General features: G+C 34.1%; 20 protein-coding genes and 2 rRNA genes. 18 read left to right on the forward strand and 4 right to left on the reverse strand.

The window, feature by feature from the left end:
• The 11 genes from ABUA27_RS06605 to ABUA27_RS06655 all read left to right on the forward strand — a co-directional run.
• Nucleotides 1-635 (forward strand): 23S ribosomal RNA (locus tag ABUA27_RS06605); the annotation flags it as partial.
• Between the two features lie 61 nt (nt 636-696).
• A 5S ribosomal RNA gene (gene rrf, locus ABUA27_RS06610) occupies nt 697-805 on the forward strand.
• 88 nt (nt 806-893) lie between these two features.
• On the forward strand, nt 894-1,400 hold the full coding sequence (locus tag ABUA27_RS06615; protein ID WP_349820433.1) for a flavodoxin family protein: 507 nt from the start codon (nt 894-896) through the stop codon (nt 1,398-1,400).
• Nucleotides 1,393-1,938: a hypothetical protein gene (locus ABUA27_RS06620; protein ID WP_303353181.1), complete on the forward strand. Its 546-nt coding sequence runs from the start codon at nt 1,393-1,395 to the stop codon at nt 1,936-1,938. Before ABUA27_RS06615 ends, ABUA27_RS06620 begins: the two co-directional genes overlap by 8 nt.
• A 111-nt stretch (nt 1,939-2,049) precedes the next feature.
• Nucleotides 2,050-2,322, forward strand: coding sequence for an HU family DNA-binding protein (locus ABUA27_RS06625; RefSeq protein WP_022424200.1), 273 nt, complete (start codon nt 2,050-2,052; stop codon nt 2,320-2,322).
• Between the two features lie 65 nt (nt 2,323-2,387).
• Nucleotides 2,388-3,101, forward strand: a complete 714-nt coding sequence (locus tag ABUA27_RS06630) for a zinc metallopeptidase (RefSeq protein ID WP_238634605.1) — start codon at nt 2,388-2,390, stop codon at nt 3,099-3,101.
• A gap of 58 nt (nt 3,102-3,159) precedes the next feature.
• Complete coding sequence (locus ABUA27_RS06635; RefSeq protein WP_349820434.1) at nt 3,160-3,651, forward strand: hypothetical protein; 492 nt, start codon at nt 3,160-3,162, stop codon at nt 3,649-3,651.
• Nucleotides 3,648-4,235: a DnaD domain-containing protein gene (locus ABUA27_RS06640; RefSeq protein ID WP_129982238.1), complete on the forward strand. Its 588-nt coding sequence runs from the start codon at nt 3,648-3,650 to the stop codon at nt 4,233-4,235. The genes ABUA27_RS06635 and ABUA27_RS06640 overlap by 4 nt, the downstream gene beginning before the upstream one ends.
• Nucleotides 4,228-4,863 carry an endonuclease III gene (gene nth / locus ABUA27_RS06645; RefSeq protein ID WP_129982239.1) on the forward strand — a complete coding sequence of 212 codons (636 nt, stop codon included), beginning with the start codon at nt 4,228-4,230 and terminating at the stop codon, nt 4,861-4,863. Before ABUA27_RS06640 ends, nth begins: the two co-directional genes overlap by 8 nt.
• A 117-nt stretch (nt 4,864-4,980) precedes the next feature.
• A complete protein-coding gene (locus ABUA27_RS06650; RefSeq protein WP_349820435.1) occupies nt 4,981-5,409 on the forward strand; it encodes an HTH domain-containing protein in 429 nt (142 codons plus the stop codon).
• The gene (locus ABUA27_RS06655; protein WP_349820436.1) at nt 5,316-6,458 is read left to right on the forward strand and encodes an IS3 family transposase; all 1,143 of its coding nucleotides are present in this window, start codon (nt 5,316-5,318) and stop codon (nt 6,456-6,458) included. The genes ABUA27_RS06650 and ABUA27_RS06655 overlap by 94 nt, the downstream gene beginning before the upstream one ends.
• On the opposite strand, the gene ABUA27_RS06660 is transcribed toward ABUA27_RS06655, so the two are convergent.
• From ABUA27_RS06660 to recU, 3 genes are all read right to left on the reverse strand, one after another.
• Nucleotides 6,408-6,779, reverse strand: a complete 372-nt coding sequence (locus ABUA27_RS06660; RefSeq protein ID WP_349820437.1) for a hypothetical protein — start codon at nt 6,777-6,779, stop codon at nt 6,408-6,410. The two genes, ABUA27_RS06655 and ABUA27_RS06660, sit on opposite strands and share 51 nt — an antisense overlap.
• 131 nt (nt 6,780-6,910) lie before the next feature.
• Nucleotides 6,911-9,568: a transglycosylase domain-containing protein gene (locus ABUA27_RS06665; protein ID WP_349820438.1), complete on the reverse strand. Its 2,658-nt coding sequence runs from the start codon at nt 9,566-9,568 to the stop codon at nt 6,911-6,913.
• Complete coding sequence (recU, locus tag ABUA27_RS06670; RefSeq protein WP_349820439.1) at nt 9,565-10,164, reverse strand: Holliday junction resolvase RecU; 600 nt, start codon at nt 10,162-10,164, stop codon at nt 9,565-9,567. Before recU ends, ABUA27_RS06665 begins: the two co-directional genes overlap by 4 nt.
• 121 nt (nt 10,165-10,285) lie before the next feature.
• Between recU and ABUA27_RS06675 the strand changes: the two genes are divergently transcribed.
• The gene (locus ABUA27_RS06675) at nt 10,286-11,203 is read left to right on the forward strand and encodes a D-alanyl-D-alanine carboxypeptidase family protein (RefSeq protein ID WP_129981803.1); all 918 of its coding nucleotides are present in this window, start codon (nt 10,286-10,288) and stop codon (nt 11,201-11,203) included.
• Between the two features lie 20 nt (nt 11,204-11,223).
• Here ABUA27_RS06675 and ABUA27_RS06680 read toward each other — a convergent pair whose 3' ends face one another.
• Nucleotides 11,224-11,844, reverse strand: a complete 621-nt coding sequence (locus ABUA27_RS06680; RefSeq protein ID WP_129981804.1) for a TetR/AcrR family transcriptional regulator — start codon at nt 11,842-11,844, stop codon at nt 11,224-11,226.
• Nucleotides 11,845-12,097: 253 nt separating this feature from the next.
• Here ABUA27_RS06680 and ABUA27_RS06685 point away from each other — a divergent pair, with 253 nt between their 5' ends.
• The 6 genes from ABUA27_RS06685 to proS all read left to right on the forward strand — a co-directional run bounded on the left by ABUA27_RS06685 (nt 12,098) and on the right by proS (nt 19,406).
• Entirely contained in the window at nt 12,098-13,093 is a 996-nt protein-coding gene (locus ABUA27_RS06685) for an L-lactate dehydrogenase (RefSeq protein WP_129981805.1), read from the forward strand.
• A 116-nt stretch (nt 13,094-13,209) separates the two neighbouring features.
• Nucleotides 13,210-13,923: a DUF2238 domain-containing protein gene (locus ABUA27_RS06690; RefSeq protein ID WP_349820440.1), complete on the forward strand. Its 714-nt coding sequence runs from the start codon at nt 13,210-13,212 to the stop codon at nt 13,921-13,923.
• A 56-nt stretch (nt 13,924-13,979) separates the two neighbouring features.
• On the forward strand, nt 13,980-15,383 hold the full coding sequence (locus ABUA27_RS06695) for a TrkH family potassium uptake protein (RefSeq protein WP_287846455.1): 1,404 nt from the start codon (nt 13,980-13,982) through the stop codon (nt 15,381-15,383).
• Nucleotides 15,384-15,394: 11 nt separating this feature from the next.
• On the forward strand, nt 15,395-16,069 hold the full coding sequence (locus tag ABUA27_RS06700; protein ID WP_022424212.1) for a potassium channel family protein: 675 nt from the start codon (nt 15,395-15,397) through the stop codon (nt 16,067-16,069).
• Between the two features lie 43 nt (nt 16,070-16,112).
• Nucleotides 16,113-17,870 carry a hypothetical protein gene (locus tag ABUA27_RS06705; protein WP_349820441.1) on the forward strand — a complete coding sequence of 586 codons (1,758 nt, stop codon included), beginning with the start codon at nt 16,113-16,115 and terminating at the stop codon, nt 17,868-17,870.
• Nucleotides 17,871-17,966: 96 nt separating this feature from the next.
• Nucleotides 17,967-19,406: a proline--tRNA ligase gene (gene proS / locus ABUA27_RS06710; protein ID WP_129981808.1), complete on the forward strand. Its 1,440-nt coding sequence runs from the start codon at nt 17,967-17,969 to the stop codon at nt 19,404-19,406.
• The last annotated feature ends 114 nt before the right edge of the window (nt 19,407-19,520 follow it).

Below are 19,520 nucleotides of genomic sequence, written 5' to 3' on the forward strand. Positions count from 1 at the left end.
CCCAAAGAGTAACGGAGGCGCCCAAAGATACCCTCAGCATGGATGGAAACCATGCATAGAGTGCAAAGGCATAAGGGTGTCTGACTGCGAGACATACAGGTCGAGCAGGGACGAAAGTCGGGCTTAGTGATCCGGCGGATCCGAATGGAAGGGCCGTCGCTCAACGGATAAAAGCTACCCTGGGGATAACAGGCTGATCTCCCCCAAGAGTTCACATCGACGGGGAGGTTTGGCACCTCGATGTCGGCTCATCGCATCCTGGAGCTGAAGTCGGTTCCAAGGGTTGGGCTGTTCGCCCATTAAAGCGGTACGCGAGCTGGGTTCAGAACGTCGTGAGACAGTTCGGTCCCTATCTGTCGTGGGCGCAGGAGGTTTGAGGAGAGCTGCCCCTAGTACGAGAGGACCGGGGTGGACGGACCGATGGTGCACCAGTTGTCACGCCAGTGGCACAGCTGGGCAGCCAAGTCCGGACGGGATAAGCGCTGAAGGCATCTAAGCGTGAAGCCCCCTCCAAGATGAGACCTCCCATTGGCGACAAGTAAGGCCCCTCGAAGACGACGAGGTTGATAGGCCGCGAGTGCAAGCGCAGCGATGTGCTTAGCGGGGCGGTACTAATAGGCCGAGGACTTGGCCAAGATTGGAAAGAGTAAGGATTAGTAGAGATGACGTATCTGGTTTTGAGGGATCCCTCGAGGATCTGGCGGCGATAGCATGATGGACACACCCGTTCCCATCCCGAACACGGAAGTTAAGCATCATAACGGCGACGATAGTGTGAAGACGCGACAATAGCAAGCTGCCAGGTCCTTTTTTTATGCCTTCCACATGGAGGGCTTTTTTTATTGAATTCGTTCAATTCTTCTTGTATCCTTATATGAGGGAGGGTTTTATACATGAAAAATATAGTCATTACAGATAAAGATATTCCTTTAGAATTATTTAATGAAAGTGTTATCGTCAATCTGAACAATATTAAATATAGTGCTTGTACAGGAGACTATACATGCCTAAAAAAACAAATGCCTTGTCGTTATCACGATGATATTTCAGTCATTAATCAATGGATTGGTCAGGCTTCTTTAATTATTCTAGTGACTCATATTTATTGTGGATGCTTTGATACACCCCTAAAATCCTTTATAGAGCGTAATATTGACTCATATGAGCCTTATTATACAACAGTAGATGGAACAACCTGTCATGCATCTTTAGCTCAGCAATCTAAGAAAATCCTTCTTATAGGCTATGGTGATATATCAGAACAGGAACAGAAGATGCTGATGAATTATTTACATGACTCACTTCTAGGTTATTCTATTTCTTCTATTAATACTTACTTCTGTACAGAAGAAGAATTAGATAATTCTCTTAAGACATTTGGAGGTGTTGATTGTGGATAATACTTTAATCATCTTATCTGGTTTAATATATACAAATAAAGTAATGTACAAACAGGCATATAAGCTTGCTCACTATCTTAAAAACAATGTTACTATTAAAACATTACAGGTCATAGAAGATAAAGATTTAGAAGATAATGGTACTCTTATTTTCATGTTTCCTATCTCTTCTCAAACTATCCCTTCATGTATGCTTGATTATATGAAAAATAATGAGTCTTTAATGAATCATAAAACAATTTATTGTGTCATGTATTGTGATGAATATGAAACAGATTATTGTGACTATGCCCAAGAGATTATGGAGTTATATAGTAAGAAAACAAATGCAGTTTATAAAGGTACATTAAAAATTGGTGCTTACTTCTTATTAGACCATATTCCTTATACCTGGCGTATATCTAATGAATTAAAAAATTTTGCATTAGATATAAGAAAAGCGAAAGAAAGTGCCTTAGATATCACATTTTTTTCTAAAAAACAGTTCTTAAAAGAAGGAAATAAGTTCTGGGAAAAAGCCTATAAATCAAAAAAATAGTAATTCATTTTATGTCCTTTATTACGTGCTTTTTTTGTATTTTATCTCTTGAAATAGAAGATAGATTTTGTTATACTACTCAAGGATAATTTATTAGGAGGCATTACAGAAGTGAATAAAAAAGAATTAATCAATATCGTTTCTGAAAAAAGAGATTTAACAAAAAAAGACGCTGAAATTCTTGTGAATACAGTTTTTGATACGATGGTAGAAAGTATGATTGATGGTGACAAAGTTCTTATTTCTGGCTTCGGTACATTTAAAATCAATCACTGCCATGAACGTAAGGGTGTTTCACCTAAGACTAAGGAACCTATTATTATTCCTGCAAGTCGTACAGTTTCTTTCAAACCAAGTAATAGATTAAAAGATGCAATGAACTAATGCATCTTTTTTGTTTATATACAGTTAATAATTTTTATATATAATGATATCAGGAGTTGATGAAAATGAGTTATTATTTAATGACAAATCCAGGTTATATGCTTGGTACAATTTTAGTAGGTATTGCGATGTTTTTTTCTTTATACTGTCAGGCCAAGATCAAATCTACATATGCGAAATACCGTCGTAAACAAAATAGTCGTGGTATCACAGGGGCACAAGTGGCTAGAGAAATATTAGATTCTCATGGAATGACTCATGTACCAGTTTATGAAGTACATGGAGAATTATCAGATCACTTTGATCCTTCTAATAATAGTGTATCTCTTTCGAGTGACATATATCATGGTACAACAATTGCATCATGTGCCGTTGCAGCACATGAATGTGGTCATGCCATTCAATATCATGAAAACTACATGCCAATACGTGTAAGAAATGCGATTATTCCTTTATGTAATGTAGGAAATTATTTAGGTTGGATTGCGATTATGATTGGACTTGCATTAGGATCTACTAAACTTGCTTTTTTAGGTTTCTTCCTTATGTGTGGCATTTTAGCTTTCCAGATTATTACATTACCAGTAGAAATTAATGCATCAAAAAGAGGACTTGCGATATTACAATCTCAATACTTGAATGAAAATGAATATGCAGGTGCATGGCAGATGCTTTATGCTGCTGCATTGACTTATGTTGCTGGAGTATGTGCAACTCTTGCAAGTATGTTAAGAATTCTCTTTATGATATTAAGCAGTTCTAATAGAGATTCAAATTAACGAATCTCTTTTTTTTTAATCTTAAATGCGCTATAATAGTGGCACTATGGAGGTCGTTATGAATTATAATAAGAAAGATAAAAACTGGATTTATCATTTAATCATTGCAGTATTAGTGGTTATTTTGATTGTAGTCTCTTTCTGCATGTTAAGCATACATGTTCCTTATTTTAATCATGAAAATGATATCGCATTAGAAAGAAATAAGATTATTAATAAATATAAACTTAACTATGATGATTACTTCAATGAATACAACAGCTCTAAGACCTACTATATCATTCGTATTAAAGACAAGAAAAAAAAGAAGGTCTATCAGGTTTATAATACTAAATATAAATTAGTAGATAGTTATAGTGGTTCTATCGCTAAACAGGAAGATGTCATCAATACGATCAATAATGAATATAAAGTAAATGTAAGTAGTTTATCTATAGGTTATGAAAATGGTGATCTTGTTTATTTTGGAAAATATCAGAATGATGAGTACCTCTATTATTTCTATTACTCTTTAGATGAAGGAAAGTTTGTGAAGTATTATCGTCTATGAGTACAGAAATGTTGAAAGATTATCAGTGTATAGACTTTAAGAAACTTTTATTACTTAAAGGAAAGTCTATAGGACTAAAAGATGAAGAAACACATATATTATTATTGATGATGACTTTAAGTGATTTAGGTGTAAGACCTATATATCCTCAAAAGATTGCGGAATTTTCTTCTCTATCTATTAAAGAAATTGATGATATTATGATTAGACTTGTTGATAAACATTATCTTGATCGTATTAACTTAAAAATTGATTTCAAACCTTTAGAAAAGCTATTACTAGGTATGAAGGTAGAAAAGAAAGAAGAAGTCAATCTTGTAGAAATATTTGAAGATGCTTTTGGACGTACAATGAGTACGATGGATATTGAATATATCAATCAGTTTAAAAGAACTGGATATGATGATGAAATGATTGTATCTGCTTTAAGAGAAGCAGTGAAATCTAATGCACTTTCTTTTAGATATATTGAAAGAGTACTAGAAAACTGGGCTCATTCTAAGAATTATATTAAGAAATATCAAGAAGAAGAGCCAGAAATAAGTGAAGAAGTAAGAAATTATAACTGGTGGGAAAATGATTAAAACAAAACAAGATCGAATACTCAATACATTTGATGAAATGTTTCCAGATGCACGCTGTGTATTGAATCATTCTAACAATCTAGAATTACTTGTTGCAGTAATGTTATCAGCACAAACAACAGATGAAGCAGTGAACAAGCTGACTACTCATCTATTTAAAAAATATCAGACAGTAGAAGACTATGCGAATGCATCATTGCCCGAATTGGAGTCAGATCTCCATTCTATCGGCCTTTATAGAAATAAGGCTAAGAATATCAAGGCTATGGCTGAAACTCTTCAGACACGCTTCAATGGCGTTGTACCAGCTTCTCACAAAGAATTAATTACACTCCCAGGAGTAGGAAGAAAAACAGCCAATGTTGTCATGGCAGAAGGATTTGGTTATCCCGCTATTGCGGTAGATACTCATGTAGAACGTATCTCTAAAAGACTTGGATTTGCGAAAGCGGATGATACAGTATTGACTGTAGAAAAGAAGCTTATGAAGACTATTCCTAAAAATAGATGGATTAAAACACATCACCAAATGATTTTCTTTGGAAGATATCATTGCAAGGCGATGTCTCCCCATTGTAAGGCATGTCCACTAGTAGACATATGTAAAGAAAAGAACAAGAAGCTCTAAGAATCTAAAATGGACCCTGTAAAATGGACACGATAAAAAAGAGACCTTATTTCGTGACCCTGTTTTACAGGGTTTTTATTTTGCGTAGTATAATGATTATAGAATGGTGGTGTTATTATGGGAGCAAATTATTTTAGTGATGAACTAGTAAAGGAACTTGAGAAGAATCCATATGTAAAGAAAGTTTCTGTTAAAAGTATAACTTATTCAGAAGAATTTAAAGAACTCTTCTGGACAGATTTACAGAAAGGAATGTTACCTAGAAATATTTTTAAAAAATATGGATTTGATCCAAGTTTGCTAGGACCCCGTCGAACTAAAAGTTTTACATATCGTGTAAGGAAAGAAGCAACAAGAGTAGAAGGATTCAAAGACACAAGAAGAACAGATTCTGGCAGACCTCTTGCAAGGGTTCTGACTATTGAGGAAGATCTAGAAAGACTTAAACAGAAATGCGAAATTCTCCAGCAGGAGAACGATTTTTTAAAAAGAGTGAGATTTATCAACAGAAAGCAAATCTCAAAACTGCAGAAGGACAAACAGTAAGAGAAAAATATGAACTGATAGATAGAACTCTTGAATCACCTAGTAATAATCTGAGTGTCTCAGCATTATGTGATACTGCAGGTGTTTCAAGAAGCGGGTTCTATTCATGGAAGAAACGAAAAGGTTTCATAAGCGAAAAAGAAGAACAAGACCGTAAGGATTTTGAACTGATTTTAGAAGCATACAAGTTCAAAGGATATGACAAAGGCAGACGTGGTATTCATATGCGTCTTCTTCACATGGGCATTGTGATGAATCATAAAAAGATTTCAAGACTGATGAAGAAATACGGTCTATTCTGCCCAATAAGAAAAGCCAGTCCTGCAAGAAGGATGGCTAAGGCAATGAAAACATCAAATTATGCAGATAATATTCTAAACAGACACTTCGAGGAGTACGGTCCTGGATATGTGCTTGAAACAGACATTACTTATCTATTCTACGGTCATAAAAGATCTAAAGCATATCTATCGGTGGTAAAGGATGGATTTACAAAGCAGATTCTTGCATATGTATTATCACCGTCTTTAGAAGTAGACTTTGTCCTGGAGACAATAAATCAGCTTTACAGTAAACATAAGCATAATATTCATACTGATGCTCTGATACACAGTGATCAGGGTGTGCATTATACAAGTATTAAGTTTATTGACTTACTCAAGAGCCTGGAAATCAGACAGTCAATGTCAAGAAGAGGAAACTGCTGGGACAACGCTCCCCAGGAATCCTTCTTCGGACATATGAAAGATGAGATAGGCAGATATACAGAGAATGCTGGCTCATACGAAGAACTAAAGGAAATAATAGATTCCTATATGGTTTATTACAACAATGATCGTTATCAGTACAATCTAGCCAAGCTTTCACCAAATGAATACTTAGAATATTACATGACTAGTGAGTACCCTCTCAACCATATCGCTAAGGAGCCTGATGAATATAAGGAAAAATTCAGACAGGTAAGAAATAATCTTGATAGAAACTCAACGCTCGAGGAATTAGTAGCTATCCTTCAAAGAATAACTCATTTCAAACAGTCCATCAGATAATCTGCGTAGATGACTTCTGATTATATCTATATCATTATTGCTTAATGGTGCAAAGCCAAAATCATCCATCTTAGTGAATATAACAGTGCCATTAAAATAACCGTCAGCATCATCTGGAAAAGATCTATAAACAATAGTATGATCAGTATCATATACACTTAAATCCTTTACAAGAATATAGACTGATGGATCATCATCAAATATATAATCACGGTAGTCAAATACACCAAGTTCATTTCTTATGACTTCCTTCATTCTATCTGTTTCCAATACACATAAAACTCCATTTTTAATAATTACATATTTACATAGTTTACACATAAAAAATATCCTCCTGGTTATTACACCTAGAGGATATCTTTATTTCTAATCAATTTTAAGTACTTTTTTATTTAATGTCCTTGACACGGGGTCCACATTAATCTCCATAAGGATTCTTTTTTTTGGAAACCTTATTGTTCTTGTGTATCAGTTGTCTGTACTGTGAAATGGATAGAACCAATAGTTTTTGTTTCACCACTTGAATTCTTTTCAGTAAATGAAATCGTATATGATCTGCCACTAGATAATCCACTAATTGTTGCACTGCTTCCACAATTCAATGATTGACTATTTCCATTACATGTCACAATCATTGTATGTCCATTTGGACCAGATGTGCTGACATTAACTGAAGTGGCTGAAATAGTTCCTCCATTTGATATAGCTGTACCATTTGCAGTAACACTGAAGGTTGCAGTACCTACAGCTGTACTTCCAGTAGATAATCTTACTGACTTCTTATTAGAAGTTGTGTCACCACTCTTTAGTTTATAATAACCAGTTACTGTGTATGTCTTACCTGATTCAGTGTTATATACAAGTGTTCCACTTGTAGAAGATAATGTTTCAGTCTTTGTAGAAGAACCATCACTGATTTCTACAACACAAGTGATCTTACCTTCATATTCAGGATCATAAGAACCAAATGTGACTGAAATTGAATTGTTTGAATTCAATGATGCATTAAATGATGTTAACTCAGGTACTTTATATTCATCAGCATAAGAAGAACCATCATCTACACCACTCGGACCATGTCCCTTAACAAACCAAGCAGTCATAATCTTTTCTTCTGGTGTAGAAGAACTTGGAGATACATATGGATATACACCCTTAACCATACGTGCCTGTTCAACATTACTTGGTGTTTCATAGCTATTTTCCATCTTACGAGTGTCAAGTTTCTTCGCAATTTTTGCGGCAATTGATTTTGCATCATTCATACCACTTGCAAGATATTTATGTTTCTTTGTAGATATTTCTGCAGGGAAACCATTCCAGCAGGCCCATGCATAATCAGGTGAATAAGCACAAAGCCAATGGTCTTTATCCTTGCCAGCTAAAGCTGGGATAGTTGCATCAAAGTTAGAAGTACCAGTCTTTGCACCAATCTGAGAACCGATATCAAATGCTGAGTAGCTTCCATTACTCTTTACATAGCTTGTCATAACCTGACGAAGTAAGAAAGCAGTAGAATCTTTCATTCCTTCACTTGCCTGTTTCTGAATATCATCATCTACATTAATCGTTTCACCAGTTGTATTAATCACAATCTTCTGAATTGTATGTGGCTTAATATACGTACCACCATTTGAGATAGCTGCATAAGCAGCTGCCTGCATAGTAGGTGTTGTACCATACTTCCAACCACCAATGGCATAGTTTAAGTTGAAATCTTCATCATCCATGTTATAGCCTAGGCCTTTTAAGAAGCTAACAACCTGATTATTACCAACCTTCTTAAGAACACTATTTAAAGTATGAATAGCAGCTAAGTTCCATGAATTTGCAAGAGCATCTTCAAGAAGAACATCACCATGGTAATTGTTATCCCAGTTCTTTGGATGCCAGCTACCCTGAGTAAATTCTGAGTCATCTACTGTATGTCCAGTAGACCAGTTGAGATATTCAAATGCAGTTGCATAGTCAAGAATAGGTTTGATAGAAGAACCTGGCTGTCTTCTATTCTTTAATGTATAAGCATAATCTAGATAAGTCGCATCAGAATTATTCGCACGATAATTTTTCGCACTCATTAAACCAATAATACGTCCAGTCTTTGATTCAAGCACTGAAGCAGCTGCCTGCATCTCACTGTCAGTAAACTTATAGTTCTTGCCTGAAGAAACATCATCAAGATATTCCTGCATATCATGATCCATATAAGTATAGATTGTCATCTTTGTCTTATTAGGGTCATAACCTAAATCTTTAGCTTCTTGAGTAACACGATCAACATAAGAAGCATATTTACCATTTGTTTGGATTGGATCATATTTTAATATGTTTTCAACCTTTACGCTTTTCGCATTGTCTCTTTCTTTTTCACTAATATATCCATGTTCATACATCAAGTTAAGGATAATATTTCTTCTTTTTGTTGCAAGAGTCAAATTCTTAAGTGGGTCATATGAAACAGGAGAATTAATTGTACCAGCAAGCAATGCAGCTTCTGGTAAAGTTAACTGATCAGGGCTCTTTCCAAAATAATAGTAGCTTGCCCCATAAATACCAATAGAACTATTTGACTTACCAAAATAAATCTTATTGAGATATAGTTCAAGTACTTTCTGTTTAGTAGTCTGCTGAGTCGCTTCAATAGAAAGAATGACTTCTCCAACCTTTCTTTCAATTGTTTTTTCTTCATATGGATAATATGTCTTTTTGATGAGCTGCTGAGTAATTGTAGAACCACCTGCAACAGTATGACCTGCTAAGATATTTGACATAAGAGCTTTAATAATACGTGGAATATCAAAACCCTTATGTACAAAAAAACGAGAGTCTTCTGCAGCAACTACAGCATCAATCATTACTTCAGGAATATCATCATAACTTACATATTTCCCAATAGAACTACCATACTTGTAATAGGTTTCTCCATCCTGAGAAACCTGAGAAGAGTAGGAAGTTGTTGTAAGATTATCAATATCAAAATTACTGATTTGCTGATAAATCTTAAATCCAAGGTAACCACTACCGCTCGCTACAAGAACACATAATGCGATAATACATATCTTAATTGTTTTCTTTATCTGCTTAAGGTCCTTGGTTGATTGAACTTTCATAAAGTGTCCTCCTTAAGGTAAAATTCATCGATTACATCTAAATAAGCGAGTCTTGGCTGATAGCCCTGCTTAATAAGATGTCCACTTTCTTTCACTTCATCATAACTTATATGCTGCTTCTTGTCATGAAAAAAGCGCTCTATCATAATCGAAGCATCTAACAAATAAACTTCTCCTACAGATGTGAAGGCAATAATAATAAAGGCAATTCCCCCATGACGTGAGACACGTGCGAGATGATTGATCTGATGCTCAGAAATATTACGAAAAGGGAATCGGAAAGATTTAGTTTCTTTTGCTTCAAAATCAATATATCTGCCTTTATAAATTCCATTATAATCCGTAGTAGAAGGGGCCTGATAGTATGCTTCAACTATACGGGCTTTATTTCGTGAAGGATAATCGACTTTTACAATCTGGATAGGTGTCGGTTTTTTATATATGACAGCCTGATCGACAGATAAGTAATAGGTGTTAGATAGGTTGATGTCTTCTTCTAAGCTCATCCCACGAAAAGCAGTATAATGCTTACTTGTAGATTTCTTAGGGATAGACACATTAGCCGGTGCCTTTTTAAGGTTTGGATAATTAACCATACTATTTCTCCTTTACCAAATCATTATAACATATTATTATTCAAAAAGAATGAAAAATGATGGAAGAAGATTGATGAATAGGTTTAAAATAGTTATCATGTTTCAAAGAGGTGATTAAAAAATGAAATATCGTAAATGGATTACAATGATATGCGCTGCATTCATGCTTTGTGCATGTACTTCAAAGCAGCCTGAAAAAAAGAAAACAAATACAATCTCGCATGCCGCAAAACAAAAAGAAGAGAAAATCAATTCTATCCCTCAACCAGCACTTAATACAGAAGAAGTGTCAGCAGTTGTGATGGATGCGGAATCAGGAAAGGTGTATTATGCGAAAAATGAACAGGAATCACGTTATCCTGCTTCTACAATTAAACTATTAAGTGCCCTTGTTGCAATAGAGTATTATAAGGATGATGATCTTCTTACTACAAAGAATATTATGTCTTTACCAGATCGTGTGTTTGCCTATACTGAACCTGTACATGATGGTGAACAGATTCCTTTTAAAGATGTTATTCGTGGTATGCTTTTAAAGAGTTCTAATGAAATGGCTTTAACTCTTGCTGAAAACTATCAAGGTGGTTATGATGCTTTTATTAACGCAATGAACAAGAAAGCAAAAAAACTAGGTTGTCAAAAGGTAGAGGTGTCTAATCCTCATGGACTCAGCTATGCCCAAAAGGGATGGCTTAAAGAGACCTGTAGTACAAAGGATATGGCACTTATTGCGAAAGCATTTTATAAGAATAAAGAGTTAAGAAATATTATTTCTACACCAAGCTATACTTTTGAATCAAATCAATATCGTACAATGCAGAATGTAAAGATGACCCAGCAGGCTTCTCCTTATTATGATGAAAGAGTCGTTGGGGGAAAGACAGGCTTTACTAATCTTGCGAAAAGATGTTTAGTTACTTATTCTAAGGTAAATAACAAAACAATCATTACAGTTATATTTAAAGAAAACTCACGTGAAGAAACTTATACAGATACTAAAAAGCTTCTTGATTATGTGAATGAGGTTTTAGCGGCATAGAAAAAATGCTGCTTTTTTTATTAAGCAGCATGAAGTAAAGTACGTATTAAATCAAATAGATAAGGCTTATAGTCCTCAATAGGGCAGGGAACCTTATTGACAATACAGCTAAAGCAAGTTGAACCTACAAGCTCTACTATAGTAAAGAAGGTAATATCAATATTTTTAATATTAAGATTCTCTCTTTCTACACCTTCCTTAAATAATTCATATAGACTAAGATGATCTGTTTCTTCTAGAATCTTTGTAAGTTCCTGAGAGTAGACACCAAGAGATAAGTCTTTATTCATTAAGGTCAAGAATGTAGGATTGGCTACAAGAGCATCAATCACATGATTGATGATAAAAATCATAGAATCATCAAAATGGGTGATCTCAGGATGTTTTTTTAATTCGTTCACTGCATCATCGAATAAATCAGTACTGATTTCCTGTACAATATGGTTTCTAATATCATATTTGTCTTTGAAATATAAATAAAAAGTACCTTTTGCAACCTTTGCTTTATTTACAATGTCAGAAATAGATGTATTATTAAAATTCTTTTCTGCAAATAATGCAGTGGCACTTGCTAGAAGACGTTCCCTTTTTTCTTCTTTATTCTTTTCTATCTTAGATTTAATATCACTCAGAGCATTCATATAAATCCCTCCAATATTTATTATACCAACAAATGACCACAAGTCAATTTAAGCAACATTTTCATTGTAACAAATTTATAGCAATGAATTCGCTTACACTTACATTCTCTGAAACACAGAAAGCGTTATCATCAAAAAACCATGGATTTATCAACTAAATTCAAATGAATTTTTTTATTTAATTAGCAAATATTTTATTGTATTTGGGAAATGATTATACTATACTTCTAGGTATAGGAGAGTGAAATGAATTATGGCAATGACAGATTATTTAAATGATATGCCAGCTCAGGGTAACCGTAAAGTTGTTCTAGTTGGTACAGGTTTTGTAGGTATGAGTATGGCTTATACTTTAATGAACCACAAAGGTATTGATGAACTTGTATTAGTTGATGTTAATACTGAAAAGGCAGAAGGGGAAGCAATGGACTTAGTTCATGGTTTACCATATGCAAACGGTAAATTAAAGGTTTATGCAGGTGATTATTCTGACTGTACTGATGCAAACGTTATCGTTGTAACTGCTGGTGCAGCTCAGAAACCAGGTCAGACAAGACTTGAATTAGTTGCAATCAACACAAAGATCATGGCTTCAGTTGGTAAGGCTATTAAGGAATCAGGATTCAATGGTGTAATCGTAGTAGCTTCTAACCCATGCGATATCATGACTTACGTAATGCAGAAGGCTACTGGTCTTCATCCATACCAGGTTCTTGGTTCAGGAACTATGCTTGATACAGCAAGATTAAGATATGAAATTGGTAACTTCTTCGAAGTAAACCCAGCTTCAGTTCATGGTTATATCATGGGGGAACATGGTGATAGCTCATTCGTATCTTGGACAAATGCTTATATCGGATGTAAATCACTTCTTGAAGTTGTAGAAGAAAGAGAAGTACCATTTGATCAGTTACAGAGAATTTACGAACAGGTAAGAGATGCTGCTTATGAAATCATCAATAAGAAGAGAGCAACTTATTATGGTATCGGTATGTCTCTTGCTAGATTAGTAGATGCTATCTTAAACAACGAAAATACAGTACTTCCATTATCATGCTACCTTGAAGGTCAGTATGGTCATGAAGGTTTATATATCGGTGTTCCAGCAATCATCAATAGAGCAGGTATCCGTGAAATCTTAACATTACCTTTAACTGAATCTGATCAGGAAAAATTTGACAGATCTTGTAGCACATTACAGGAAATCATTGATACTACTGTAACTCCAATTCTTGAAGGAAAAGAATAAGATTGATTTTCACTTGAACTCTTAGGCTTGCGCCTAGGAGTTTTTTTTGCTTCACATGAAATTAAGAGTCATACTAAGTAAAGTGTGCTATAATAGATGGACTAGGAGGGAAATTCATGAATAATAACGAATTTGAATATAGTGAAAAAACAAAACGTCGTGTTAGAATCTTTAAGAGAATTTTATCGTTTATTGTACTTATTCTTGCAATTGCGACAATGGTTGCTTTATTCTATGTAAAAAAAGAAAAGATGCGCGTTCGCTTGTTTTTCTCATTATTACAATATATTGCGATGAGTATTGTTTTAATCTCACCAAGACTTTTAAAGAAATTCGCAAACTTTGAAGTACCTGTTGAAGTACATATCAGTGTTACTGCCTTTGCGTTTTTGGGACTTGTGCTTGGAGATGGTTTGAACTTCTATGGAAAGATTGGCTGGTGGGATTCATTACTTCACTTTACTTCAGGTATTATTCTTTCATTTATTGCTTTATGGCTATTACAGATGCTTATTCTACGTAGAAAATACCTTTTTATGCATCGCGCATTATTATATATATTTGTAGTTGCCTTCTCACTTGCCGTAGGAGCAGTATGGGAATTATGTGAATATACAGTAGATGATATTTTCCATACAAATAACCAGCAATATATGGCAACTACACGTGCGACTATCGTATCAAGTGATGATGAACCATTAGAAGGACATGATGCTCTCGCTGATACAATGAGGGATCTTGCACTTGATCTTGCAGGGGCTATTTTAGTCGTATGTTATGAATGTTCTAAGAAAGAAATTACACAATATTATGTTTCTAAGAAAGACTAGTATTGGATTTGTCACATCTTGGTGTTAGAATAGATGCGATTATAGGAGATTTAGTTATGAAAGATATTGTTTTAACTAGACGAAAGCATTCTGGCCGTCTTACTGCACCAAAGAAAGTATCACTTTCTTTTCTTGCAGTAATTATAATAGGTGCTATAGTACTTTCTTTACCATTTTCAAATAAGAAAGAAGCAGCAAGCTTTTTGGATAACCTCTTTGTTGCAACATCTGCTGTATGTGTAACAGGGTTATCACCTTTGACAGTTGTGGATCAATATAACCTCTTTGGTCAGACAGTTCTTATTATTCTTGTTCAAATTGGTGGTCTTGGATTCTTAACTTTCTTATATCTTTTCTTGTTTCTTGCAAGACAAAGAATTACTCTAAGTAGAAAGCTTGTTTTTACTGAAGCACTCAACCAGAATTCTTTAAGTATGCTTCCAAGACTCTTAAAAACTATTTTTATTTATACTGTTTCAATAGAAACGATTGGATTAATATTCTTCTCAATGTTTTTTATACCTCGTTTAGGTGCTCTTAAAGGCTTATATTATGGTATATGGCATTCTATTAGTGCATTTTGTAATGCCGGATTTGATTTATGTGGATCTACATCACTTATTGCCTATAACACAAATCCAATTATTAACTTTATCGTACCATTTGAAATTATCATGGGTGGTCTAGGTTTTATTGTAGTATTAGATATTCATGATAAATATATTAAAGAAAAGAGAAGATCATCAAGCTTTTCGTGGCGTCATCTATTTGGCAGCTTTGCCCTACATACAAAGATAGTATTAATGATGACTGTATCTTTGGTTTTTATAGGAACATTATTATTCCTTATAATGGAATTTAACAATCCATTAACTATTGGAAAAATGAATTTTGTAGATAAACTTGTAGTTTCATTCTTCCAATCAGTCACTACACGTACTGCTGGATTCTCAACAGTGGATATGTATTCACTTAATAGAGTTACAAAAATATTGATGTGTTCTCTTATGTTTATCGGTGGGTCTCCTGCATCTACTGCCGGAGGTATTAAAACAGTTACTTTTGCACTTGTATTACTATTAATGAGAACAACTTATCGTGGTATTGAAGAAACAACAGTATTCCAGCGTCGTATCAAGAAAAGAACACTCGTAAGAGCTTTTTCTATCTTTTTCCTTGGACTAATGCTTTGTATTATTTCATCTTCTATTATGCTTATAACAGAACCTAAACAGGATTATTTAAATATCCTAATGGAAGTATTCTCAGCATTTGGTACAGTAGGACTTAGTGCATCTGTTACACCTGCATTAAGTATAGTTGGTAAATGTGTAGATATTATCTTGATGTATGCTGGACGTATTGGCCCTATTTCATTAATGATTTTATTTACTAAACGTTCACATGATAAAAATACAAAAGAATTTAAATATCCAGATGAGGATGTACTTGTTGGCTAGGAGGAGTAAACATGAGTAATAAACCAAAACAGGTCGCTATTTTAGGATTAGGTATCTTTGGAAGCACACTTGCTGAAACATTAGAAGACTTCGGAGTAGAAGTTCTTGCAGTAGATATTGATCCAGTATGTGTCAGTAGAATTAAAGACAATGTTACTAAAGCAATTGTAGCTGATGTTACTGATCGTGAACAGCTATTAGAACTTGATATCAATACATTTGATGTAGCTGTTGTAGCTATTTCTAAGCACTTTGAAGAAGCAGTAACATGTACACTATTATTAAAGGAATTAAATGTCCCTTATGTTATTGCGAAAGCACGTACAAAACGTAAGAAAATCATTCTAGAAAAAGTAGGGGCTGATCGTGTTATTAATACAGAAAAAGAAATGGCTTATAAGCTTGCTAAACATTTATTAAGACGTTCTATTGTAGATTTAGTAGAACTTGATGAAGAATATTCTATCGTAGAAATTAGGACACTTAAGGATTGGGAAGGCAAATCGCTTTCTAATGTTAATATCCGTCGAGTTTATGGTATGAACGTTGTAGGTATTAAACCTCAAGGTTCACTTAAGATGACAATGGACTTTAGTGCTGATTATATTATTCAGCCAGGAGATCATTTCCTTGTTGTAAGTAAAACAAAAGAAGTAGAAAAATGGGATTTTCTCACTAAGGAATAGCAAAAGGCTATTCCTTTTTCTATAATAGTAACAGGAGGACATTATGAACTTATTACAACTCACAATAAAAACATTTGATAAGAATGTTGAGACTGACTTTACTTCTTTTAAGAATCATATAAATTATATTGAAGATCATAATACAGTCATCAATGGTCTCACATTCGCTTTTTTTGGTTTAACAGAAATTATTATTAAGAGAGTTTATCTCACATTTGAACTAAACAATACCATACATACTATTGAACGTGTGTATCAATCAGGAAGATGTATTCTTCGATGTGATGATCTAGAAAATGAAGAAGCTCAGCACCTTGTCCACAATATTTTAAATATGAATTATAATCAGTTCCTACATCAATTTATTATGTCTTCTTCTTTTATAGAAACTTGGATTCAATCACCTACAGAGGCACTTATGCGTTCCTTTATATCTACAAAACCTGTCATGACGAGTGATACAAAAATGATAGAGGAACAGATTAATGACACAATGGCTTTCTTAAATAGTTATGAAGATTATAAGAGCGCATGTGCTTATATTAGTAAGAATAAGCCTTATCTATCTCTCTATTCCAATCATTTAGATCAATTAGAAAAATCATTAGAAGATAAGAAAAAGAAAGTATTACGTGAAATTGAACTAGTTACTGAATTAGATGATATGGAAAAGAAAGCAGCTATCAGAAAGCAGCAGCAACAGACAATAGATAAAAGAAGAGAAGGACTCAATGCTTTATCTTTACTCTATGATGAATACTTAATATCACAGGATCATCTATTTGATTTAGAAGCATCTTATACACGTGCTGTGTATCTTTATGGTAGTGAAAATGATGATTATATGCGTATGTATCATCATTATATAAATAGTATTGCGGGTATACTTGCAAAGGATTTAAAGGAAGGAACACCTTGTCCTGTATGTGGTTCACTTCATCATCCTAAACCTTGTTTAATAGAAGGAAGAGAAATATCTCAGGAACTTCTTTTTAAGAAAGAAGCTATATTAGAAAAAACAAGAACAGATTTAGAAAAGAAACGCTTAGAAAAAGCAACCTATATGGTGCGTCATCAAAGACTCATAGAAAAGATTATAGAAAAGAAAAAAGAATTAGATATTACAGAAGATATTTCTAAAGAAATGTTTATTAGAGAACTCAGTGTATTAAATACAGATTATTTATCTCATTATAAGAGGGATAAGAAGCTCTTAGATGAAATAGGTTATCTACACAAATTAGAAAAACATCTTCTAGCACTTAAACAGGATTATCATGAAATACTTATGGCAATTGAAGAAGTCAAAGAAGAATATCTTACATTACAGAAGAAGATTAAACATGCAGAAAGGTTCTGTGATGAAATCATTCAAAAATATCCTTTTATTATGTATGTTGATGAAAACGTCATAGAAAATAAGAAGAAAGAATGTTTGAATAATCAAAAGATACTTACATTACTTCATAAGCAGACAATACCTCTAGAAGAAGATGTCACATCTTTTATCACTCAATTAATGAATACTGCTAACCGGTTACTCAAACAAATCACCCATGATCGTCTTCAACTTATACTTGATAATAAACTTTATCTTCAAGAAGAGGATCATCTCTCTCTGGTGGAGGATTCTTCAATGATTGGCTTATGTATAATTGTTTTAGGATATAGTCTATCTTCTTTGATTTCACATCAGGATATATTATTCATTGATTACTCATTACAGGAAGATTATCACGAAACATTAATCAATACACTCTCTATATCCCCTTATTTTTCAAGACTCTATATTACTAAATAAGTGAATATAACACATTATTATCACCATGATTTGGATTAATCCTTTTCATTTTCACAAAAATAGTTATAATATTATCGTACAAGAGAGGAGAAAGTTATGGCAAAAAATAATATTAAAAATGATGCAATTACACCTAGAGACGTTGACTTTGCACAATGGTATACAGATGTATGTCGTAAAGCAGAATTAATGGATTACTCAAGTGTAAAAGGATTCATTATTTATCGCCCATATGGTTATGCTTTATGGGAACAGATTCAGAGTTATATGGATAAGAGATTTAAGGAAACAGGACATCAGAATGTTTATATGCCAATGTTAATTCCTGAATCTCTATTAAATAAAGAAAAGGATCATGTAGAAGGATTTGCACCTGAATGTGCAGTTGTGACTAAAGGTGGTTTAGATGATTTAGAAGAACACTTAATTGTTAGACCTACTTCAGAAACATTATTCTGTGAACATTATGCTAAGATTGTAAATTCTTATCGTGATCTACCAAAGAAATATAACCAGTGGTGTTCAGTAGTAAGATGGGAAAAGACTACAAGACCATTCTTACGTGGTTCTGAATTCTTATGGCAGGAAGGTCATACAATTCATGCAACAGAAGAAGAAGCTCGTTCTGAAACATTAATGATGAGAGATATCTATGAAGAAACAGCAAAAGAATTACTTGCAATCCCAATGTTAACAGGGCGTAAGACAGAAAGAGAAAAGTTTGCAGGTGCAGAAGAAACTTATACTATTGAAGCATTAATGCATGATGGTAAGGCTCTTCAGTCTGGTACATCTCATTACTTTGGTCAGGGATTTGCGAAAGCATTCAATATGACATTCTTAGATAAGGATAACAAGTTAAAACATGTTTATCAGACATCTTGGGGTGTATCTACAAGATTATTAGGTGCTATTATCATGGTTCATGGTGATGACAATGGTCTTGTATTACCACCTAGACTTGCTCCTACACAGGTAGTGATTATCCCTATTCAGCAGAAGAAGGATGGTGTACTTGAAAAAGCAGATGAAATCGCTGAGCAGTTAAAAGCAGCAGGTATGAGAGTAAGTGTAGATGCAAGTGATAAATCACCTGGATGGAAGTTCTCTGAAGCAGAAATGCGTGGTATTCCAGTACGTATTGAAGTAGGGCCTCGTGATATCGAAAATGGTCATTGTGTTGTTGTAAAACGTAACGATGGTGTCAAGACTCAGATGGACTTAGATGAAAATCTTCCACAGGCAATTCATGATACATTAGAAACAATTCATCAGGAAATGTATGATAAGGCAGCAGCATTCTTAAATAGCCATATCACTCGTGTTAATACTTTAGAAGAAGTAGGTGAAGTATTAGATGAAAAGGGTGGCTATGTCAAGATGAACTGGTGTGGTGAAGAAGCATGCGAATTAAAGATCAAAGAACTTTATCAGGCAACATCACGTTGTATCGATGAACATGAAGAAGCAGATGGCGTATGTCCATGCTGTGGTAAAAAAGCAAAACATGTAGTTTATTTTGCAAGAGCATATTAATAAAATGAATCCCGACAATTTGTTGGGATTTTTTTGCGTGTGCCGGGCATGGCACTAATTCAGTCGGAGATAGTCTGACCACAGGTATTTACCGCCAAGTGTAGTGAACCACAA

The sequence above is a fragment of the Catenibacterium sp. RTP21428st1_D7_RTP21428_210409 genome (genome assembly GCF_040227455.1).
Classification (GTDB): domain Bacteria; phylum Bacillota_I; class Bacilli_A; order Erysipelotrichales; family Coprobacillaceae; genus Catenibacterium; species Catenibacterium mitsuoka_A.